Below are 20681 nucleotides of genomic sequence, written 5' to 3' on the forward strand. Positions count from 1 at the left end.
GTCCGGGCGGTGGCTGGCCGGGCGGGGGGCCGGCCCCGGGCGCGCCGTAGGCCGGCGGGGCGTCCCAGCCGCCCTCCTCGCGGTCCTGCCCGGTCTCGGCGCGCGGTTCCTCACCGGAGCGGCCGCCGGGATCAGTCATGCCCACAACCTAGCGGAGATGCAGGTCTTACGGTGGGATCGCGGCCGGTCCGCGGGGGGCGTCGCCCGCCGCCCAGCCCCGCCGGAGGCCGGTCGGGCAGGCGGACGAGGGGGAGCGTTCGGGCGGGTCGCTCCGCGGCGCGCCGGGCCGTTCACCCCAGCTCGCTGACAGCGGGGCGCCGAAAGAGCAGAATGACCACACATGACCAGTCCCTTCCAACCCGGACAGTCCCCGACTCCGGGCCGAAACCCCGCAGGGCGCCGCGGGCCGATCGGCCTTCCCACGCCGCCCAAGGGCTGGCCGATCGGTTCCTACCCCACCTACGCCGAGGCTCAGAAGGCCGTCGACTACCTGTCCGACCAGCAGTTCCCGGTGGAACAGGTCACCATCGTCGGCGTCGACCTGATGCAGGTCGAGCGCGTCACGGGCCGGTTGACCTGGCCGAAGGTCCTCGGCGGCGGTGTACTCACCGGTGCCTGGCTGGGCATCTTCATCGGCCTGGTGCTCGGGTTCTTCAGCCCCAACCCGTGGGCGTCGCTGCTGACCGGCCTGGTCGCCGGTATCTTCTTCGGGCTGATCACCTCGGCGATCCCGTACGCGATGGCACGCGGGACAAGGGATTTCAGCTCCACGATGCAGTTGGTCGCCGGGCGCTACGACGTGCTGTGTGACCCGCAGAACGCCGAGAAGGCCCGCGACATGTTGGCGCGGCTGACGCTGTAGGCGGGGCGCCGCAGCGTTGCCGGCGCTCCGGTGGGGGTGCTGACCAGCGTGTGTCGCACGGGGCCGGTGTTGCGTCACACGCGCGCATGCCTTTACGGTTCACGCGCGGGACAATCCCGCTCGGGAGCCGGAAGGCGGGTGGTCGGCCGTTGTTCGCAGCGGGGTGCGCGAGACGGTTCGGCGGGGCCGCGCTGGCGGTGCTGACCGCGGCGTCGCTGCTGTCGGGTTGCGGCGCGAAGTCCGGCGGCCTGGTCATCAGCTACTACACCCCGGCCAACGAGATGGCGACGTTCACCGCCGTGGCCCAGCGCTGCAACGAGAAACTGGGCGGCCGGTTCACCATCCAGCAGATGAGCCTGCCCAAATCCGCCGACGACCAGCGGCTCCAGTTGGCGCGGCGGCTCACCGGCAACGACCGCACGCTGGACGTGATGGCCCTGGACGTGGTGTGGACCGCCGAGTTCGCCGAAGCCGGCTGGGCGCTGCCACTGACCGACGACCCGGCCGGGCTCGCCGTGGCCGACGCCACCGCCAACACCCTCCCCGGCCCGCTTCAGACCGCCCGCTGGCAGGGCCGGCTGTATGCCGCGCCGATCACGACCAACACCCAGTTGCTCTGGTACCGAGCCGATCTGATGAACCGACCGCCGAGCACCTGGGACGGCATGGTGGCCGAGGCCACCCGGCTGCACGACGCGGGCGAACCCAGCTGGATCGCGGTGCAGGCCAAGCAGTACGAGGGCCTGGTCGTGTGGTTCAACACCCTGCTGGAAAGCGCCGGGGGACAGGTGCTTTCCGACGACGGTCGGCAGGTGACCCTCACCGACACCCCCGAACACCGCGCGGCCACCGTCGAGGCGCTGTCGATCATGAAGGCCGTCGCCACCGCGCCCGGACACGACCCGTCGATCACCCAGACCGACGAGGGCACCGCGCGGCTCGCGCTCGAACAGGGCAACGCCGCGCTCGAGGTCAACTGGCCCTTCGTGCTGCCCTCCATGCTGGAGAACGCCGTCAAGGGCGGCGTGGAGTTCCTGCCGCTCGACGAGCGGCCCGACCTGCAGAGTGCGATCAATGACGTGGGCAGCTTCTCGCCGACCGACGACCAGTTCACACAGGCCTATGCCGCTAGCCGCGAGGTGTTCGGCTTCGCCCCCTATCCCGCTGTGCGCCAGGGTGAGCCGGCGCGCGTCACGCTCGGTGGACTCAACCTCGCGGTGGCGCGCACCACCCGCCACAAGGCGGAGGCGTTCGAGGCCATCCGCTGCCTGCGCGACGTGGACAACCAGCGTTACACCTCGGTGGAGGGCGGGCTGCCGGCGGTGCGGACCTCGCTGTATTCGGATCCGGCGTTCCAGGCGAAGTACCCGCAGTACGCGATCATCCGTGACCAGCTCACCAACGCCGCGGTGCGCCCGGCCACCCCGCTCTACCAGGCCGTGTCGACGATGATGTCGGCGACGCTGGCCCCGATCAGCGCGATCGACCCCGAACGCACCGCCGACCGGCTCACCGAACAGGTGCAGAAGGCCATCGACGGCAGGGGACTCATCCCGTGACCACCCCCGCGACCACTCCGATGGCCGATCCCACCCGCGCGCCGCGTTCCGACGATGTCAGATCCGAACGGCGCCTGGCCTATCTGCTGATCGCGCCGGCGGTCGTCCTGATGCTCGCGGTGACCGCCTATCCGATCGGCTACGCGGTGTGGCTCAGTCTGCAGCGCTACAACCTCGCCCAGCCGAACGACACCGCGTTCGTCGGCCTGAGCAACTACGTCACCGTGCTCACCGACGGCTACTGGTGGTCGGCGCTGGCGGTGACCTCGGCCATCACGGTGGTCTCGGTGGCCATCGAGTTCGCGCTCGGGCTGGCCCTGGCCCTGGTGATGCACCGCACCCTCTTCGGCAAGGGCGTGGTGCGCACCGCGATCCTCATCCCGTACGGAATCGTCACGGTCGCGGCCTCCTACAGCTGGTACTACGCGTGGACCCCGGGCACCGGATACCTGGCCAATCTACTGCCCGACGGCAGCGCCCCACTGACCCAACAGATCCCGTCGCTGGGCGTGATCGTGCTCGCCGAGGTGTGGAAGACCACACCGTTCATGGCCCTGCTGCTGCTGGCCGGCCTGGCGTTGGTGCCCGACGATCTGCTCAGGGCCGCGCAGGTCGACGGGGCCGGACCGTGGCGGCGCCTGACCCGGGTGATCCTGCCGATGATGAAGCCGGCGATCCTGGTCGCGCTGCTGTTCCGCACACTGGACGCGTTCCGGATCTTCGACAACATCTACATCCTGACCGGCGGCTCCAACGGCACCGCGTCGGTGTCGATCCTGGGCTACGACAACCTGTTCAAGGGGTTCAGTCTGGGACTCGGCTCGGCGATCAGCGTCCTGGTCTTCTGTTGCGTGGCGCTCATCGCGTTCGTCTTCATCAAGCTGTTCGGTGCCGCGGCGCCGGGAGCGGAGGCCGAGCGTGGGTAGGCCGACCGAGCGGATCGGGGCGCGCCGCGCCGCCTTCTGGAGCGTGATCGACGTCCTGGTGGTCGCCTACGCGCTGCTGCCCGTGCTGTGGATCCTGTCGCTGTCGCTCAAGCCGACCTCGACGGTCAAGGACGGCAGGCTGATTCCGTCGTCGATCACGTTCGACAACTACAAGGCGATCTTCTCCGGGGATGCGTTCAACTACGCGCTGTTCAACTCGATCGGGATCGGCCTGATCACCACGGTGATCGCCGTCGTGGTCGGTGGGATGGCGGCCTACGCGGTGGCGCGGCTGAGCTTCGCCGGCAAGAAGGTCCTCGTCGGTGCCGCACTGCTGATCGCGATGTTTCCCCAGATCTCCCTGGTGACACCGCTGTTCAACATCGAACGCCGGATCGGGCTGTTCGACACCTGGCCGGGCCTGATCATCCCCTACATCACGTTCGCGCTGCCACTGGCGATCTACACGCTTTCGGCGTTCTTCCGTGAGATCCCCTGGGACCTGGAGAAGGCGGCCAAGATGGACGGTGCCACACCCGGGCAGGCCTTCCGGAAGGTGATCGCGCCGCTGGCGGCCCCCGGAATCGTCACCGCGGCCATCCTGGTCTTCATCTTCGCCTGGAACGATCTGCTGCTGGCGCTGTCGCTGACGGCGACCAAGGCCGCCATCACGGCTCCCGTCGCGATCGCCAATTTCACCGGCAGTTCGCAATTCGAGGAGCCCACCGGTTCGATCGCCGCGGGCGCGATGGTCATCACCGTTCCGATCATCGTCTTCGTACTCGTGTTCCAGCGGCGGATAGTCGCCGGACTGACCTCCGGCGCGGTGAAGGGATAGCGGGGTTCGTTTATGGCCGAGATCGTGCTGGATCACGTGACCAAGAGTTACCCCGACGGGGTGACCGCCGTGGCCGACCTGTCGCTGAGGATCGCCGACGGCGAGTTCATCATCCTGGTCGGCCCGTCGGGGTGCGGAAAGTCCACCACGCTGAACATGATCGCCGGGCTGGAGCAGATCTCCGCGGGGGAACTGCGGATCGACGGTGAGCGGGTCAACGAGAAGTCCGCCAAGGACCGCGACATCGCCATGGTGTTCCAGTCCTACGCGCTGTACCCGCACATGACGGTGCGCCAGAACATCGCCTTCCCGCTGACCCTGACCAGGTCCAGGATGAGCAGGGACCAGATCGCCCGGAAGGTCGAGGAGACCGCGAAGATTCTCGATCTGACCGAACTGCTGGACCGCAAGCCCGCGCAGCTGTCCGGCGGCCAGCGGCAGCGGGTGGCCATGGGCCGCGCGATCGTCCGCAACCCCAAGGCCTTCCTGATGGACGAGCCGCTGTCGAACCTGGACGCCAAGCTGCGGGTCCAGATGCGCGGTGAGATCGCCCGCCTGCAGAGGCGGCTGGGCACCACCACGATCTACGTCACCCACGACCAGACCGAGGCGATGACCCTCGGCGACCGGGTGGTCGTGATGCGTGGTGGGGTGGCCCAGCAGATCGACACCCCCGACGAGCTCTACGCGCGGCCCGCCAACCTGTTCGTCGCCGGTTTCATCGGATCACCGGCGATGAACTTCTTCCCGGCCACCCTGACCGACGTCGGGGTGCTGCTGCCCTTCGGCGAGGTCACGCTCACGCAGGAAGCCCTCGACGCGGTGCACCGCCACCGCCGGCCCCGCAACGTCATCGCCGGGCTGCGCCCCGAGCACCTCGAAGACGCGGCCCTGCTCGACGGCTACGCCCGGATCCGTGCGCTGACCTTCCCGGTGACCGTCGACCTCAGCGAATCACTGGGCTCGGAGCGCTACGTCTACTTCACCACCGCGGGCGAGGGCGTGCGCTCCGACCAGCTCGCCGAGCTGACCCAGGGGGCCGGCGGATCCGGTGGCGGCGCCGAATACGTGGCCCGGGTCTCCGCCGACTCGCGCGCGGCCGCCGGTCGCGACCTCGAGCTGGCCTTCGACACGGCCAAACTGGTGCTCTTCGACGCGGACACGGGTGTGAACCTGATGATTCCGCCGCCCGGTGCACCGTGACACCCGTTCTCACCCAGGTGCGTGAGCATCTGCGCCGGCACTTCGCCGCCACGGGCGGCGCGGCCGAACCCGATTCGGCCAGCGTGACCTTCCTGGGGGTGGAGCGCATCGAGGTACTGCGCTTCGGCCCCGACCCCGAGAGCCTGTATCACTATGTGTCGCTGGGTTGTTCGCGCCACCCGATGGGAGATCCGTCGGCCGTCGCCGCCGACCCGGTGCACGGACCGCGCGCCGAGGTGGTGGTGACCCTGCGGGCGGGTGTGGAGACGCCGGGGCTGGCCCGCACCGTGGCGGTGCTCGCGGCCACACCCGCGGTGGACGGCGTGGTGCTGGTGGCCGATGCGCTGATCGACCTCGGCTCCGCGTTGTGGGCGCCCCAGCCCGGACGCGCCCCGTTCAGCGCGGTGGTGCTGGAGCCCTCCGGGATTCCCGAGCTGGCGCTGGACCCGCCGCACGACCCCGTGGTGTTCCTGCGCGCGGTGCCGGTGTCGGCTAACGAGGCGGCCTGGATGCGCATCAAGGGTGTCGAGGAACTGCGGAACACCTGGGCCCGGGACGGGGTCGACCTCACCGATCCGGGCCGGCTGTAGCCGGCGGGACTGCAACTCCGGACGCGACCCCGGGACGGGGGTGTCAGAGCCAGCCGTTCCTGCGGAAGGTCCGGTAGAGGAAGTAGCAGACGATCGCGATGCCGGCCAGCACCGAGGGATATCCCCACTTCTCGTCCAGCTCCGGCATGTATTCGAAGTTCATCCCGTAGATGCCGGCGACCATCGTGGGCACGGCGGCGATCGCCACCCACGCTGAGATCTTGCGCATGTCGGTGTTCTGCTGCATCGCCACCTTGGCCAGTGCGGCCTGCACCAGGGAGCTGAGCATCTCGTCGTAGGAGGCGATGCGGTCGGCGGCCTGGGTCTGATGATCGACGACGTCGCGCAGATACCGCAGCACCTCCTTGGACAGCAGGTCCTTGTGATCGGAGTGCAGCCGTCCCAGTGCCTCGGTCAGCGGGGCCACCGCGCGGCGCAGGTCGACCACCTCCCGCTTGAGCATGTAGATCTGGCCGACCTCGGTCTGCTTGCTGGGGGAGAAGGTGTCCTCCTCCATGGCGTCGATATCGCACTCCATCAGGGATGTGACCGCCAGATAACTGTCGACGACGTGGTCGGCGATCGCGTGCAGGACCCCGTAGGGGCCCAGCGCCAGTTGGGTCTGCTGATCCTCCATGGCCCTGCGCACCCCGGCCAGCCCGGTGTGCTCGCCATGGCGCACGGTGACCACGAAATCGGGGCCGGTGAACACCATGATCTCGCCGGTCTCGACGATCTCGCGGGCCAGCGCGACCGACTCGTGGGGCACGTAGTTGACGGTCTTGAACACCAGGAACAGGGTGTTGTCGTAGCGCTCCAGCTTGGGGCGCTGATGGGCGAGCACCGCATCCTCGACGGCCAGCCGATGCAGATCGAACACCTCGGCGACCGAGTGCATCTGATGCTCGTCGGGCTCGTGCAGTCCCACCCAGACGAACGCCTGCTGCCCGGACTCCTCGAGCTCCCGGACCTTGGTCATCGCCCCGGAGTGGGTGTACTTGCCCGGCAGCCGGGCGCCGTCGACGTAGATGGCGCAGTCGACCATCGCCCGGGCCACCGGCACGTGGATCCGCTTGGCGTCGACGTCCGGAGAGGGCCGCGCGCCGCGGGTCCCGAGCAGCGACGGCGGCAGTGCGCGAAACGTCGGCATCCCCACGCCTCCCTGGTAAGCGTCCCCGGTGAGTGCAGCCCGGCGGGCTGCGCAGAATGCTACGCGCGGCACGGGACAACGGCTGCTCACCGCCCGGGAACCCCCTTCGGTGAGGTCGGCCGGTGAAGTACCCTGACGCCGTGGCCGAAACGGTGAGCACCTCCCATCTCGTCATCGGTGACGAGGAAATCTTCGACGCGCACGTCGGCGGGAAACTGTCGGTCGAGCTCAAGGCCCCACTGGACACCCAGCGGGCGCTGTCCATCGCCTACACCCCCGGGGTGGCCCAGGTCAGCCGGGCCATCGCCGGCGATGTCACCCTGGCCAAGCGGTACACGTGGGCCAACCGGCTGGTCGCCGTGGTCAGCGACGGCAGCGCGGTGCTGGGCCTCGGCGACATCGGCGCGGCGGCCTCCCTTCCGGTGATGGAGGGCAAGTGCGCCCTGTTCAAGGCGTTCGGCGGGCTGGATTCCATCCCGATCGTGCTGGACACCAAGGATCCCGATGAGATCGTCGAGACCCTGATCCGGCTGCGGCCCACCTTCGGCGCGGTCAACCTCGAGGACATCTCGGCGCCGCGCTGTTTCGAGATCGAGCGCCGGGTGATCGAGGCGCTGGACTGCCCGGTCATGCACGACGACCAGCACGGCACCGCCATCGTCGTGCTCGCGGCGCTGATGGGTGCCGCCAAGGCGCTCGACCGGGAGATGGGCTCGCTGCGCCTGGTGATCTCCGGGGCCGGCGCGGCCGGGGTGGCGTGCGCGAACATTCTGCTGGCCGCCGGCATCTCCGACGTCACGGTGCTGGACTCCAAGGGCATCGTGCACACGGGGCGAAGCGACCTGAACCCGTTCAAGGCCGAACTGGCCGGGCGCACCAACCCGGCTGGACGCACCGGCGGTCTGGCCGAGGCGCTCGACGGTGCCGATGTGTTCATCGGGCTGTCGGCGGGCGTGGTGCCCGAGGAGTTGATCGCCTCGATGGCCGCCGGGGCGATCGTGTTCGCGATGTCGAACCCCGATCCCGAGATCCACCCCGACATCGCGCACCGCTACGCGTCCGTGGTGGCCACCGGCCGCAGCGACTTCCCGAACCAGATCAACAACGTGCTGGCGTTCCCGGGTGTGTTCCGCGGCGCCCTGGACGCCGGCGCGCGCCGCATCACCGAGCGGATGAAGGTGGCCGCGGCCGAGGCCATCTTCTCGGTCGTGGGCGACGATCTGGCCCGCGACTACATCGTGCCCAGCCCGCTGGACCCGCGGGTGGGCCCGGCGGTGGCGGCGGCGGTCGCCTCGACGGCGGCGGCCTCGCAGGGCGACGGGGCCTGACGATCCGACGCGCCGCGCTCGCGCTGCTGGCCGCGCTGACGGTCCTGGCGCCGGTCGGCTGTGGCGGTTCCTCGCCGGAGTCGGCGACCCTGGCGGTCGGGTCCCGCCCGGACGGGGAGTCGGTGCTGCTGGCGAACCTGTATGCGGCCGCGCTGCGGTTCTACGGCACCCCCGCGGAGGCGAAGACCGCCGACGATCCGCTGGCCGAGCTGGACGCCGGGCGGTTCGGGGTGGTGCCGGGGTTCACCGGGCGGCTGTTGCACACCTTCGACCCCTCGGCGCGTCAGACCTCGGACAAGCAGGTGTACCGCGCGATGGTGGGGGCGTTGCCGGAGGGGATCGCCGCCGGTGACTACACCACCGCCGCCGAGGACAAGCCGGCGCTGGCGGTCACGGAGCCGACCGCGCGGGCCTGGGGTGGGCGGGACCTCACCGACCTGGTCGCGCGGTGCACCCGGGTCGAACCGGGCGCGGTGCGCGGCGCCGAGCCCCCGGCGACGCTGGGAGACTGCCGGCTGTCGCCGGCCGAGGAGTTCGGCGACGACACCGAACTGTTCGACGCGCTGCGCGCCGGTCGGATCAACGCCGCGTGGACGTCCACCGCCGACCCGGACACGCCCCCGGATGTGGTGGTGCTCGCCGATGGTGATCCCAGCCTGATCGGCGCCGAGAACGTGGTGCCGCTGTACCGCCGGCACGAACTGGACCAACAGCAGGTGCTGGCGGTCAACGAGGTCGCCGGCGTGCTCGACACCGCCGCGCTCAATCGGATGCGCGGGCAGGTCGACGACGGTGCCGACCCGCGTCAGGTGGCCGAGGCCTGGCTGGCGGAGAACCCACTGGGCCGCTGAGCGCGGGCATCCGCTCGGGGGTCCCGGGTCAGTGCATCTGGATTCTCTTCGGCAGCGCCAGGGTCACCAGGCGCTGATACCCGGATCCGGTGATCCGCACGATCAGGTCCAGCAGCTTGGCGTCCGGACCGACCAGCACCCGGGCCTTCTTCTTGCGGACCGCGTCCAGGATGATCTCGGCGGCGCGCTCCGGGGTGGTGCGGGCCAGCTTCTTGTCGAATTCGGCCGCCATGGCCTGCGCGTCGAGTCCCTCGGCGGCCGTGGAGTTGCGGGCGATGGCGGTCTTGATGCCGCCGGGGTGCACCGCGGTCACCGCGACCGGGTGTTTGGACAGCAGCATCTCCTGCCGTAGCGCCTCGGTGAAGCCCCGGACGGCGAACTTGGCCGCGTTGTACGCCGACTGCCCGGGAATCCCCATCAGGCCGAACAGGCTGGAGACGTTGACCACGTGGCCGTCACCGGAGGCGATCAGGTGCGGCAGGAAGGCCTTGGTGCCGTTGACGACGCCCCAGAAATCGACGTCCATGACCCGTTCGATGTCCTTGAAGGCACTGATCTCGACGTCGCCGGAGAATGCGATACCGGCGTTGTTGTAGATCTGGTTGACGGTGCCGAAGTGCTCCTTGACCTCGTCGGCGTAGAGCAGGAAGGCTTCGCGTTCGGTGACGTCGAGCCGGTCGGCCTTGACCGGGGCGCCGATCTCCTTCAGCGCCGCCTCGGTGGCCGCCAGCCCCTCGGTGTCGACGTCGCTGATCGCCAGCTTGGCCCCCGAGCGGCCCAGTTCCAGTGCCAGTGCACGCCCGATCCCGGAGCCGGCTCCGGTGATGACGCAGACTTTTCCGGCGAAGCCGTCCATGTGTTCTCCTCGCGTGTGGGGTGCCGTCGAGCTTAGACGGAACCGGCGGTACCGGTATCGGCCGGGGCTGTCGCGTCCGCCAGGAAGGGCAACACCAGGCGGGCGAACTCGTCGGGCCGTTCGATCTGGGGCATGTGGCCGACGCCGGCGAACATGTGGGTGCGTGCGTGCGGGAAATGGGTGCGCGCGGCATCGAAATGCCGCGCCGGCAGGATCCTGTCCCGGTCGCCCCACATGATCATCGTCGGCCGCGGATGCCGCGTGACGGCACCGAGCAGCGTGCGCCGCCACGGCGCCCGCACACCGCGCGGCGTGCCCAGGACGTTGGCCAGCTCGTGGACGAAGGCGCCGTTGCCGGGCCGGGCGCCGAGGGCCAGCGCGTGCTCGATGCGCTCGGTGGTCGCCAGCGCCGGGTCGGCGAAGATCTGCCGCTCCATGAGCCGCGCACCGGCCGCGGTGGTGTGGGTGGCGACGTAGCGCCCCACGCCGGGCACGGTGAGCAGCCGCAGCAGGGGCGTGACCGAGGACCCGAAACCGGCGCTGTTGACCAGCACCAGGCTGCCGACGCGGTCGGGGTGGGCGGCCAGCAGCTGCATCGCCACCGTGCCACCCAGTGAGTTGCCGATGACGTGGCAGGCGCGGGTCTCGGCCAGGGCGTCCAGCGTCTCGGCCACCCCGTCGGCCAGGGCCAGTGGAGTGGCCGGGCCCGGCTTGCGCGCCGAGTAGCCGAACCCGGGAAGGTCGGGCGCGATGACCCGGTAGCGCTGCGAGAGCCGGGTGACCTGCGCCGACCAGTCCTCCAGGCTGCGGGTGATGCCGTGCAGCAGCAGCACCGGCGGGTTGGCGGGGTCGCCGTCCAGCCGCACCCGGGCGGGCCGGCCGGCGACGGTGATGAACTGCGGCTCGCTCATGCGGCCACGGCCCTCTGTGCCCGTCCGGTGGCCGGGCGCCCGAACGGGGAATCGCCGGTTCTCATCACCTGCTCCATTGCCTGTGCACCTGCCTGTACCTCTGCCCGTACCTCTGCCCCTACATCGGGAATCGCCTACCGATGATGGGCAGCGGGAGCGCCGGAAAGCCAGAGGCAATCTGCCACTCGTTCGCGCCGGTGTGGTGCGAACTGTCCAACCGGTGACCCGCGCGGACGTATCGGGTAACGCCGGTGCGCGGTCCCACGATCTTTTCATCATGAAGCGCACCCGGATCGCGTCGATCGCCGCACTGACCGCGTCGGCCACCGTCGTGGGCCTGCTGGCCGCGGGCCCGGCCCAGGCCGAGCCGCTGCTCGCCGACCCGGACGTCGGTGGGCAGGTCAGCACGTTTCTGGGCGCGCTGTCCGACACCGGAGTGAGCGGACTGGGCGGGCTGGATCCGGCCCGGGCGGCCGCGGTGGGTCAGCAGGTCTGCCCGCTGCTCTCCGAGCCCGGTCAGCGGGTCGCCGACGTCGCCGCCGACGTCGCCGACGCCCTCGGCCGTCCGCTGGGCCCGGCCACCATGTTCACCGGCCTGGCGATCTCGGTCTTCTGCCCGGCGGTGGTGACGTCGCTGGCCGACGGCCGCTCACCCATACCGCTGCCGTTGTTCGGCATCTGAGGGCCCCGACCGGCCCCGACCGGCTCAGCCGAACGCCTCGTCGAGGATCTCCTTCTGCTCGACGGCGTGCACCTTGGACGACCCCGATGACGGCGCCGACATGGCCCGCCGGGAGATGCGTTTGATGCCGGCCAGCTTGTCGGGCATCAGCTCGGGCAGCGCCAGACCGAACGTCGGCCACGCACCCTGGTTGGCCGGCTCCTCCTGCACCCAGAAGAACTCCCTGGCGTTGGGGTATTCGCCCAGCACGCGGGGCAGCCGGCGCGGCGGCAGCGGGTAGAGCTGCTCGATCCGCACGATCGCGACGTCCTCGCGCTTCTCCTTCTGCTTGCGTGCCACCAGGTCGTAGTAGAGCTTGCCGCTGCACAGCAGGATCCGGGTGACCTTGCCGCGGTCGCCGATGCCGTCCTGGTACGTCGGCTCCTCCATGATCGACTGGAACTTCGCCTCGGTGAAGTCCTTGACGTCGCTGACCGCCGCCTTGTTGCGCAGCATCGACTTCGGCGTGAACACCACCAGGGGGCGGTGGATGCCGTCGAGCGCGTGCCGGCGCAGTAGGTGGAAGTAGTTCGCCGGGGTCGAGGGCTGTGCGACGGTCATCGAACCCTCCGCGCACAGCTGCAGGAACCGCTCGATGCGGCCCGACGTGTGGTCGGGACCCTGACCTTCGTGGCCGTGGGGGAGCAGCAACACCACATCGGAGGTCTGGCCCCACTTGGCCTCGCCGGAGCTGATGAACTCGTCGATCACCGACTGGGCGCCGTTGACGAAGTCGCCGAACTGCGCCTCCCACAGCACCAGGGCGTCGGGGTTGCCGACCGAGTAGCCGTACTCGAAGCCCACGGCCGCGAACTCCGAGAGCGCGGAGTCGTAGACGAGGAACTTGCCACCGGTGGGGGTGCCGTCCTCGTTGACCGCCAGCAGCTGCAGCGGGGTGAACTCCTCGCCCGTCTTGCGGTCGATGATCACCGAGTGCCGCTGGCTGAACGTGCCGCGCCGGCTGTCCTGACCCGACAGCCGGACCAGCTTGCCGTCCTGCACCAGCGATCCCAGCGCCAGCAACTCGCCCATGGCCCAGTCGATCTTGCCCTCGTAGGCCATCTCGCGGCGCTTGTCCAGCACGGGCCGGACGCGTGGGTGCACGCTGAATCCGTCGGGCACCTGCAGGTGGGCGTCGCCGATGCGGGCCAGTGTCGCCTTCTCGACCGCGGTCGACAGGCTCTTCTGGACGAGCTGGTCGCGCTCCACCGACTCGCTCGGCTCGATCTCGTGCTTCTCCAGTTCGCGGACCTCGTTGAACACCCGCTCGAGCTGGCCCTGGTAGTCGCGCAGGGCATCCTCGGCTTCCTTCATCGAGATGTCGCCGCGACCGATCAGTGCCTCGGTGTAGCTCTTGCGGACACCGCGCTTGTGGTCGATGACGTCGTACATCGCCGGTTGTGTCATCGACGGGTCGTCGCCCTCGTTGTGCCCGCGGCGGCGGTAGCACAGCATGTCGATGACGACGTCCTTCTTGAACTTCTGCCGGAAGTCCACGGCCAGCCGCGCCACCCACACGCAGGCCTCGGGATCGTCGCCGTTGACGTGGAAGATCGGCGCGCCGATCATCTTGGCCACGTCGGTGCAGTACTCGCTGGAGCGGGAATGCTCCGGGGAGGTGGTGAAGCCGACCTGGTTGTTGACGATCATGTGGATCGTGCCGCCGGTGCGGTAGCCGCGCAGCAGCGCCAGGTTCAGCGTCTCGGCGACCACACCCTGACCGGCGAAGGCCGCGTCGCCGTGCAGCATCAGCGGCACCACGGAGAAGGCCCCCGAGGTCTCGCTGTCGCCGTCGCCCTTGTCCAGCAGATCCTGCTTGGCCCGCACCAGGCCCTCCAGCACCGGATCCACCGCCTCCAGGTGGGACGGGTTGGCGGTCAGCGACACCTCGATGTCGTTGTCGCCGAACATCTGGATGTAGTTGCCCGAGGCCCCCAGGTGGTACTTCACGTCGCCGGAGCCGTGGGCCTGCGACGGGTTCAGGTTGCCCTCGAACTCGTTGAAGATCTGCACGTAGGGCTTGCCGACGATGTTGGCCAGCACATTGAGCCGGCCGCGGTGCGGCATGCCGATGACCACCTCGTCGAGAGCGTGTTCGGCGCACTGGTCGATGGCCGCGTCCATCATCGGGATGATGGTCTCCGCACCCTCCAGCGAGAACCGCTTCTGCCCGACGTACTTGGTCTGCAGGAAGGTCTCGAAGGCCTCGGCGGCGTTGAGCTTGCTCAGGACGTACTTCTGCTGGGCGACAGTGGGTTTCTCGTGCTTGACCTCCACCCGCTCCTGCAGCCACTGCTGCTGCTCGGGCTCGAGGATGTGGGTGTACTCCACGCCGACGTGCCGGCAGTAGGCGTCGCGCAGCACCGAGAGCACGTCGCGCAGCTTCTTGTATTCCTTGCCGGCGAAACCGTTGACCTTGAATTCGCGGTCCAGGTCCCACAGGGTCAGCCCGTGCGTGAGCACGTCGAGGTCGGGGTGGCTGCGGAAGCGGGTCTTGTCCAGGCGCAGCGGATCGGTGTCGGCCATGAGATGGCCGCGGTTGCGGTAGGCCGCGATCAGCTCGATCACCCGGGCGTTCTTGTCGGCGATCGAATCCGGGTTGTCGGTGCGCCAGCGCACCGGCTCGTAGGGGATACCCAGCTCGAAGAAGATCTCGTCGAAGAAGTCGTCGTCGAGCAGCAGCTGGTGGATGGTCCGCAGGAAGTCACCCGACTCCGCGCCCTGGATGATGCGGTGGTCGTAGGTCGAGGTCAGGGTGATCAGCTTGCCCATCCCCAGCTCGGCGATCCGCTCCTCGCTGGCCCCCTGGAACTCGGCGGGGTACTCCATGGCGCCGGCGCCGATGATCGCGCCCTGGCCGGCCATCAGGCGCGGCACCGAATGCACCGTGCCCAGCGTGCCCGGGTTGGTCAGCGAGATCGTGACGCCGGAGAAATCCTCGGCGGTCAGCTTGCCGTCGCGGGCGCGCCGCACGATGTCCTCGTAGGCGGCGATGAACTGGCCGAAGGCCATCGTCTCGCAGTTCTTGATCGCCGCGACCACCAGCGAGCGCTTGCCGTCCTTGCCGTGCAGGTCGATGGCCAGGCCGAGGTTGGTGTGCGCGGGTGTGACCGCGTTGGGCTTCCCGTCGATCTCGGCGAAGTGCCGGTTCATGTTGGGGAACTTCTTGACCGCCTGCACGATGGCGTATCCCAGCAGGTGGGTGAAGCTGATCTTGCCGCCGCGGGTCCGCTTGAGGTGGTTGTTGATGACCACCCGGTTGTCGATCATCAGCTTGGCCGGGATCGCGCGGACACTGGTGGCGGTCGGCACCTCCAGCGAGGTGTTCATGTTCTTGACCACCGCCGCCGCGGCGCCGCGCAGCACCTGGTTCTGGTCCTCGGAGCCGGCCTTGGCCGGTTCGGCGGGTTTGGCCGACTCGGCGGCCTTCGGCTTGTCGGCGGCCCGGCTCGTCGCCGGCGTCTTCGCCGGCGGCGCCGGCTTGGCCGGCGGGGGCGCCGGCTTGGGTTCGGGCGGAGCCTTCGGCGGGGCGGTCGAGGTGGGGCCCGGGGTGGACGTCGAGGTGGACCCCGGGGTGGACGTCGAGGTGGACCTCGAGGTGGACGTCGAGGTGGACCTCGAGGTGGACGGCGGGGTGGACGGCGAGGTGGACGGGGATGCGGGTTCCCCGCCGGATTCCCTGGTGGCGGTGCTCGTCCTGGTGGTCGTGCCCGTCGCGGTGGCGGCCTGCCCGTTGCCGGTGGTGGTAGCGGTGTCGGTGACCGGTTCCGGGTTGTAGTCGACCAGGAACTCGTGCCAACTCGGGTCGACCGAGGAGGGGTCGTCGCGGAACTTGCGGTACATCTCCTCGACCAACCACTCGTTCTGTCCGAATGGGGAACTTGTACTGCTCACAGGAGCTGCTCGCCTCGATTCATTCGTATTCATTCGGCAAGCGATGCCCTGTGCGGCTGCTTGCCACAGTGTCGTCTCCGGTCGTCTCCGGGCTGTCGTCGCCGGGAGTTGGGCGTGACAGCGGGGCCCGGCCGTGCCGCCGCATCAAGGCTAGCGCTTCGTACGCGACTAGGACCACGAGAGCAGGGCATCTCCGTTGATTCTCACACCCGTGCCGCGGAGCATGGCTCAGCCGCCGCTCCCGGTGTCGTTTCGGGTACGGTTGCCGGCCCCGGGCGCCGCCGGCGCATCGTCGGGCAGGTCGACGGGCAGCAGATGCAGATCGCCCTTCCACCGGGCCGGCGGCGGCCCGAACGCCGAGCGGGCGTTCTGGACGATCTTCTTGCCGAGGATCCGGTTGCCGACGGCGCCGACCACGGCGCCGATCCCGACGGGCAGCACCTTGCCGAACGCCAGCGCGCCGCGTTTGAGCGCGTACTTCTTCACGAAGTACTTCATCAACCGCGAGTTCACCGCCGACAGCGTCGACAGCGGTGCCGCGGCGGCACCCTCGGTCAGCCAGGCGCCGTTGGTCCGGCCGGGGCCCAGCAACCGGGCCACGGTGTGCTTGCCGTCGTCGCCGGCCAGGGCCGCCAGCACCAGCATCCGGCGCTGCTCGCGGTCGTGCGGCTCGACCCCGTGCACCTCCGCGACCGCCAGGATGTAGACCGCCGTCAGCTCGAGGAACAGCGCCGTCTCGCTGGCCACCAGCGTCAGCGCCAGCAGGGTGCCGACGCCGGGGATCAGGGCCGCCGACCCGATTGCGGCGCCGCTGGCGGTCACCGCGGCCAGATAGTGCTTCTCCATCCGGCCGACGATCTCCGCCGGATCCGCGCCCGGGCTGCGGTCCCGCAGCCGCTGGACATACGTGCGGATGGCCGGCGTCTGCAGGCGCGAACTCGTCTCGATGACGCGCGACAGGATGCGGGCGGAGTGGCTGGGTTGCTCTGCCCCGGCCGCCGGGGACTTGTCCACCGCACCCGCGGTATCTCCGAAACGCATGTCAGCCTCCACAGCGCTGTGCCTACCCGCAATCCAGGCTAGCTAACACGCTGCCCGGCGGGCGCCGGGTCACGGGCGGGCCCGCCCCGTCGGGAACGGCGGACCCGCCCCGTCGGGAACGGCGGGGCACCGCGAACCCGGGGTGACCCCGCTCACTGTCTTCGCGATCGGGAAGAAACCTGTGTTTTGCTGCGCTGGTGGGAGATGTGGCGGTAGTGCGGGAGGAGCCCGGTCGGGTACGGATGATCATCGTCCTCGGTGCGTTGGTGGCTCTCGGGCCGCTCACCATCGACATGTATCTGCCCGCGCTGCCGAGGATCGCCGACGAACTGGGGGTCACCTCCTCGGTCGCGCAGCTCACCCTCACCGGGACGCTGGCCGGGCTGGCGCTGGGCCAGTTGATCATCGGGCCGCTCTCGGATTCCCTGGGCCGGCGACGGCCGCTGATGGCCGGCATCGCCCTGCACATGGTGGCCTCGGTGCTGTGCCTGTTGGCGCCCGACATCGTCACCCTCGGCATCGCCCGCGCACTGCAGGGCATGGGTGCCGCGGCCACCATGGTGGTCGCCATCGCCGTGGTCGGCGACCTGTTCTCCGACTCGGCGGCCGCCACCGTACTGTCCCGGCTGATGCTGGTCCTGGGCGTCGCCCCGGTGATCGCGCCCTCGTTGGGGGCCGCGGTGCTGCTGCAGGCCTCCTGGCACTGGGTGTTCGCCGCCCTGGTGGTGTTGGCCGGCGGGTTGCTGGTGATGGCGGTCCTGGCGCTCCCGGAGACGTTGCCGCAGGAGCACCGGCGGCCCCTGCAGGTCCGCGGCATCATCGCCACCTACGGCCAACTGCTGCGCGACGGCCGGTTCGTCACGCTGGTGCTGGTGGCCGCGTTGGGGATGTCGGGGCTGTTCGCCTATATCGCCGGTGCCTCCTTCGTGCTGCAGGGCCGGTACGGGCTCGATCAGCAGACCTTCGCCCTGGTGTTCGGTGCGGGTGCTGTCTCACTGATCGGTGCGACCCAGTTCAACGTCGTGCTGCTGCGGTGGTTCACCCCCGAGGTCATCGTGCGGTGGGCGCTGGTGGCCGCGGCGCTGGCCGGGTTCGTGTTCATCGCCCTGGCGACCACCCACACCGGTGGGATCGTGGGGTTCCTGGGCTCGGTGTGGGTGATCCTCGCCGCGATGGGCCTGGTCATCCCGAATGCCCCCGCGGTGGCGCTGTCGCGGCATCAGGAGGCCGCGGGCACCGCGGCCGCGTTGCTGGGTGCGGGCCAGTTCGGCCTGGGAGCCGGGGTGGCGCCGCTGGTCGGGGTGCTCGGCAACGACGAGTCCGCGCTGGCGCTGGTGATGACCGCCAGCGTCGTCGTCGCGTTGTTGCTGTACCTGGCCGTGCGGCCCGGTTCGGCGGCGGTGAGCGATCCCGTCACCGCCGGCGACATGCTCAGCGAACCGGCCTGAGCTGCGGCGCCTTCGCGGGGTTGTGCGTTGCCACGCCGCTCCGTATCGTCGCGCTGGTTCGCGCCGGGCTAGTCTGCTGAGGCGGGTGTGCGCACATGGTTGAGTGCAGAGGTGCGTGCCGGCTCGGCGCAGCGTGCAGGTTCGGGTGCCATCGTGCCCGGTGAACCGACTGCGTCGAGAAACACAGCAGCGAGGTAGCGAGATGTCTGTGCCCCAGGGGCGGTCGAGTGGCAGTCTGTCGCTCGGACCCGCCGCCGGCCGGCGCTCGGACCCGTCGCCGGCCCTGCCCGGGACGCAGGAAGCGGCCGGGGCCACAGGCAATCCGTGGAACGCCCTGTGGGCGATGATGATCGGGTTCTTCATGATCCTGGTCGACTCGACCATCGTGGCCGTCGCCAATCCGAGCATCATGACGGAACTGCGCACCGACTACGACGCGGTGATCTGGGTGACCAGCGCCTATCTGCTGGCCTATGCGGTGCCGTTGCTGGTGGCGGGCCGGCTCGGCGACCAGTTCGGCCCGAAGAACCTCTATCTGATCGGCCTGCTCGTCTTCACCGCGGCCTCGGCCTGGTGTGGTTTCGCCGGGACCATCGAGATGCTCATCGCCGCGCGGGTCGTTCAGGGCCTGGGGGCGGCGCTGCTGACCCCGCAGACGTTGTCGACGATCACCCGGATCTTCCCGGCCTACCGGCGCGGGGTGGCGATGAGCGTCTGGGGTGCCACCGCCGGGGTTGCCACCCTGGTCGGCCCGCTGGCCGGGGGCGTGCTCGTCGACCACCTCGGCTGGCAGTGGATCTTCTTCGTGAACGTGCCGGTCGGCATCGTGGGCCTGGCGCTGGCCTGGTGGCTGGTACCGGTGCTGCCCACACACGTGCACCGGTTCGACCTGCTGGGTGTGCTGCTCTCCGGTGCGGCGATGTTCCTCATCGTGTTCGCGCTGCAGGAGGGGCAGGCGAACGGCTGGGCGGGGTGGATCTGGGCGATGATCGCCGCCGGGGCGGCCGTGATGGCGGGGTTCGTCTACTGGCAGGCGGTCAACCGTTCCGAGCCGTTGGTGCCGCTGGTCATCTTCCGCGACCGCAACTTCAGCCTGTCCAACGTGGGTGTGGCGGTGATCGGGTTCGTGGTGACCGCGATGATCGTGCCGCTGATGTTCTACGCCCAGGTGGTCTGCGATCTCTCGCCGACCCGGGCGGCCCTGCTCACCGCGCCCATGGCGATCGCCACCGGCGTGCTGGCGCCGCTGGTCGGGCGGATCGTCGACCGGGTCCATCCGCGCCCCGTCATCGGGTTCGGCTTCTCCGTGCTGGCGGTCGCCCTGACCTGGCTGTCGATCGAGATGACGCCGGAGACGCCGATCTGGCGACTGGTGCTGCCCATCACCGCCATGGGTGCGTCGATGGCCTTCATCTGGTCGCCGCTGGCCGCCACCGCCACCCGCAACCTGCCGCCGCACCTGGCCGGGGCCGGGTCCGGGGTGTACAACACCACGCGTCAGATCGGCGCGGTGCTGGGCAGCGCCGGCATCGCGGCCTTCATGACATCCCGGATCGCCGCGGAGATGCCGGGGGCCGCAACCCGGCCCGAAGGGCAGGGGGCGTCGATCGAGCTGCCCGAGTTCCTGCGGGCGCCGTTCTCGGCCGCGCTGTCGCAGTCGATGCTGCTGCCCGCGTTCATCGCGCTGTTCGGTGTGGTTGCCGCGCTGTTCCTGCTCAGCCTTGCCCGGGCGTTGAACGCGCCGGCCCCTGCCCCGGCGCCCGAGGCGGGCCGCGCCGCCGCATCGCTGCGGGACCGCAGTGCCGCGCCGACCGACATCCTCCCGGTGGTCGACCCCGACCTGGTCGGCGACAGCGCCTACCGCCGACAGTTCCGGGATGCGCCGGCGCCGGTGCGTTCGGCCGCCGGTGATTCGGGCTGGTTCGGTGGCTTCTACGACGATCACGGTGGCGATCACGGTGGCGATCACGGTGACGAGTTCCGCGATGACCTCCGGGGGTGGGGTCCCGACCACGCCGCGGGGCTGGGGCACGACTACCGGGACGGCTACCGGGACGATAATGACGACGACGACGCCTACGTCGAATTCACCGTCAGCCACGAACCGGACGCCCACGCCGAGCACGAGGGCGCCGGGTACGGCCCCGCCGGGGAGGACGCCGACGAGTACGGGGACTTCGACGAGTACGGGGACCTCGACGAGGGTGATACCGAGCCGCTGCGGACGCGGGTGGAGCATCCCCGCCCCGCCCCGGCCGGGACGTGGCACAGCGCGCCCGTCGAGGCCTGGCACTCACTGCTCGACGAGGAGTCCTTCGAGGTGCCCAGGGCGCCGGCGGCGGAGCCGATCGGATTTGCCCACAACGGATTCCACGTCGATGACAGCGAGCTTTTCCAGCCCGTCGCGCAGCACTCCGAGCCGACACGGCGTCCCGCCGGCGCGCACGACGGCGCCGGTGACGGCTTCGACAGGCTGGCCAGCCAGATCGACAGCTTCGCGGCC

Annotated in this window: 15 protein-coding genes and 1 pseudogene; 11 read left to right on the plus strand and 5 right to left on the minus strand. The window is 69.9% G+C overall.

All coding sequences use genetic code 11. From position 1 onward, the window contains the following. Positions 1–340 precede the first annotated feature (340 nt). The 6 genes from CSR00_RS18670 (at position 341) to CSR00_RS18695 (ending at position 5978) form a co-directional block, all read left to right on the plus strand. Positions 341–862 (plus strand): YflT domain-containing protein, encoded by a 522-nt coding sequence (locus CSR00_RS18670; RefSeq protein ID WP_099023922.1) that lies wholly within the window; start codon positions 341–343, stop codon positions 860–862. 149 nt (positions 863–1011) lie between these two features. Next, complete coding sequence (locus tag CSR00_RS18675) at positions 1012–2421, plus strand: ABC transporter substrate-binding protein (protein ID WP_245906234.1); 1410 nt, start codon at positions 1012–1014, stop codon at positions 2419–2421. Positions 2422–2441: 20 nt separating this feature from the next. Next, entirely contained in the window at positions 2442–3347 is a 906-nt protein-coding gene (locus CSR00_RS18680; RefSeq protein ID WP_099023945.1) for a carbohydrate ABC transporter permease, read from the plus strand. A gap of 13 nt (positions 3348–3360) precedes the next feature. Further along, on the plus strand, positions 3361–4185 hold the full coding sequence (locus CSR00_RS18685; protein ID WP_099023946.1) for a carbohydrate ABC transporter permease: 825 nt from the start codon (positions 3361–3363) through the stop codon (positions 4183–4185). 12 nt (positions 4186–4197) lie between these two features. Further along, positions 4198–5388: an ABC transporter ATP-binding protein gene (locus tag CSR00_RS18690; protein WP_099023924.1), complete on the plus strand. Its 1191-nt coding sequence runs from the start codon at positions 4198–4200 to the stop codon at positions 5386–5388. Continuing rightward, positions 5385–5978: a suppressor of fused domain protein gene (locus CSR00_RS18695; protein ID WP_099023925.1), complete on the plus strand. Its 594-nt coding sequence runs from the start codon at positions 5385–5387 to the stop codon at positions 5976–5978. The genes CSR00_RS18690 and CSR00_RS18695 overlap by 4 nt, the downstream gene beginning before the upstream one ends. A 43-nt stretch (positions 5979–6021) precedes the next feature. On the opposite strand, the gene CSR00_RS18700 is transcribed toward CSR00_RS18695, so the two are convergent. Continuing rightward, positions 6022–7128 carry a magnesium and cobalt transport protein CorA gene (locus CSR00_RS18700; RefSeq protein ID WP_099023926.1) on the minus strand — a complete coding sequence of 369 codons (1107 nt, stop codon included), beginning with the start codon at positions 7126–7128 and terminating at the stop codon, positions 6022–6024. Positions 7129–7268: 140 nt separating this feature from the next. On the opposite strand from CSR00_RS18700, the gene CSR00_RS18705 reads away from it, so the two are divergent. After that, a complete protein-coding gene (locus CSR00_RS18705; protein ID WP_099023947.1) occupies positions 7269–8456 on the plus strand; it encodes an NAD(P)-dependent malic enzyme in 1188 nt (395 codons plus the stop codon). Then, complete coding sequence (locus tag CSR00_RS18710) at positions 8453–9307, plus strand: glycine betaine ABC transporter substrate-binding protein (RefSeq protein WP_407662476.1); 855 nt, start codon at positions 8453–8455, stop codon at positions 9305–9307. Before CSR00_RS18705 ends, CSR00_RS18710 begins: the two co-directional genes overlap by 4 nt. Positions 9308–9335: 28 nt before the next feature. On the opposite strand, the gene CSR00_RS18715 is transcribed toward CSR00_RS18710, so the two are convergent. Further along, positions 9336–10163 (minus strand): SDR family NAD(P)-dependent oxidoreductase, encoded by an 828-nt coding sequence (locus CSR00_RS18715; RefSeq protein ID WP_099023927.1) that lies wholly within the window; start codon positions 10161–10163, stop codon positions 9336–9338. Positions 10164–10195: 32 nt separating this feature from the next. After that, on the minus strand, positions 10196–11074 hold the full coding sequence (locus tag CSR00_RS18720) for an alpha/beta fold hydrolase (protein WP_099023928.1): 879 nt from the start codon (positions 11072–11074) through the stop codon (positions 10196–10198). Positions 11075–11351: 277 nt separating this feature from the next. On the opposite strand from CSR00_RS18720, the gene CSR00_RS18725 reads away from it, so the two are divergent. Then, positions 11352–11756, plus strand: a complete 405-nt coding sequence (locus CSR00_RS18725) for a DUF732 domain-containing protein (RefSeq protein WP_099023949.1) — start codon at positions 11352–11354, stop codon at positions 11754–11756. Between the two features lie 24 nt (positions 11757–11780). Here CSR00_RS18725 and CSR00_RS18730 read toward each other — a convergent pair whose 3' ends face one another. Together CSR00_RS18730 and CSR00_RS18735 are read right to left on the minus strand one after the other, a co-directional pair. After that, entirely contained in the window at positions 11781–15689 is a 3909-nt protein-coding gene (locus CSR00_RS18730; protein ID WP_245906235.1) for a multifunctional oxoglutarate decarboxylase/oxoglutarate dehydrogenase thiamine pyrophosphate-binding subunit/dihydrolipoyllysine-residue succinyltransferase subunit, read from the minus strand. A 228-nt stretch (positions 15690–15917) separates the two neighbouring features. Next, a complete protein-coding gene (locus tag CSR00_RS18735) occupies positions 15918–16730 on the minus strand; it encodes a hypothetical protein (RefSeq protein WP_099023930.1) in 813 nt (270 codons plus the stop codon). A gap of 242 nt (positions 16731–16972) precedes the next feature. Between CSR00_RS18735 and CSR00_RS18740 the strand changes: the two genes are divergently transcribed. Both CSR00_RS18740 and CSR00_RS18745 read left to right on the plus strand, forming a co-directional pair. Next, a complete protein-coding gene (locus CSR00_RS18740; RefSeq protein ID WP_099023931.1) occupies positions 16973–18178 on the plus strand; it encodes a multidrug effflux MFS transporter in 1206 nt (401 codons plus the stop codon). Between the two features lie 343 nt (positions 18179–18521). After that, positions 18522–19904 (plus strand): annotated as a pseudogene (locus CSR00_RS18745) (DHA2 family efflux MFS transporter permease subunit); the annotation flags it as partial. Positions 19905–20681: the final 777 nt, after the last annotated feature.

The sequence above is a fragment of the Mycolicibacterium palauense genome, assembly GCF_002592005.1.
GTDB lineage: Bacteria > Actinomycetota > Actinomycetes > Mycobacteriales > Mycobacteriaceae > Mycobacterium > Mycobacterium palauense.

Excerpts from the sequence above, each read along its gene's own strand:
- CSR00_RS18715 (WP_099023927.1), bottom strand. The coding sequence starts at position 10,163 with ATGGACGGCTTCGCCGGAAAAGTCTGCGTCATCACCGGAGCCGGCTCC.
- CSR00_RS18720 (WP_099023928.1), bottom strand. The coding sequence starts at position 11,074 with ATGAGCGAGCCGCAGTTCATCACCGTCGCCGGCCGGCCCGCCCGGGTG.
- CSR00_RS18740 (WP_099023931.1), top strand. The coding sequence starts at position 16,973 with ATGATCATCGTCCTCGGTGCGTTGGTGGCTCTCGGGCCGCTCACCATC.
- CSR00_RS18680 (WP_099023945.1), top strand. The coding sequence starts at position 2,442 with ATGGCCGATCCCACCCGCGCGCCGCGTTCCGACGATGTCAGATCCGAA.
- CSR00_RS18700 (WP_099023926.1), bottom strand. The coding sequence starts at position 7,128 with ATGCCGACGTTTCGCGCACTGCCGCCGTCGCTGCTCGGGACCCGCGGC.
- CSR00_RS18690 (WP_099023924.1), top strand. The coding sequence starts at position 4,198 with ATGGCCGAGATCGTGCTGGATCACGTGACCAAGAGTTACCCCGACGGG.
- CSR00_RS18725 (WP_099023949.1), top strand. The coding sequence starts at position 11,352 with ATGAAGCGCACCCGGATCGCGTCGATCGCCGCACTGACCGCGTCGGCC.
- CSR00_RS18735 (WP_099023930.1), bottom strand. The coding sequence starts at position 16,730 with ATGCGTTTCGGAGATACCGCGGGTGCGGTGGACAAGTCCCCGGCGGCC.
- CSR00_RS18670 (WP_099023922.1), top strand. The coding sequence starts at position 341 with ATGACCAGTCCCTTCCAACCCGGACAGTCCCCGACTCCGGGCCGAAAC.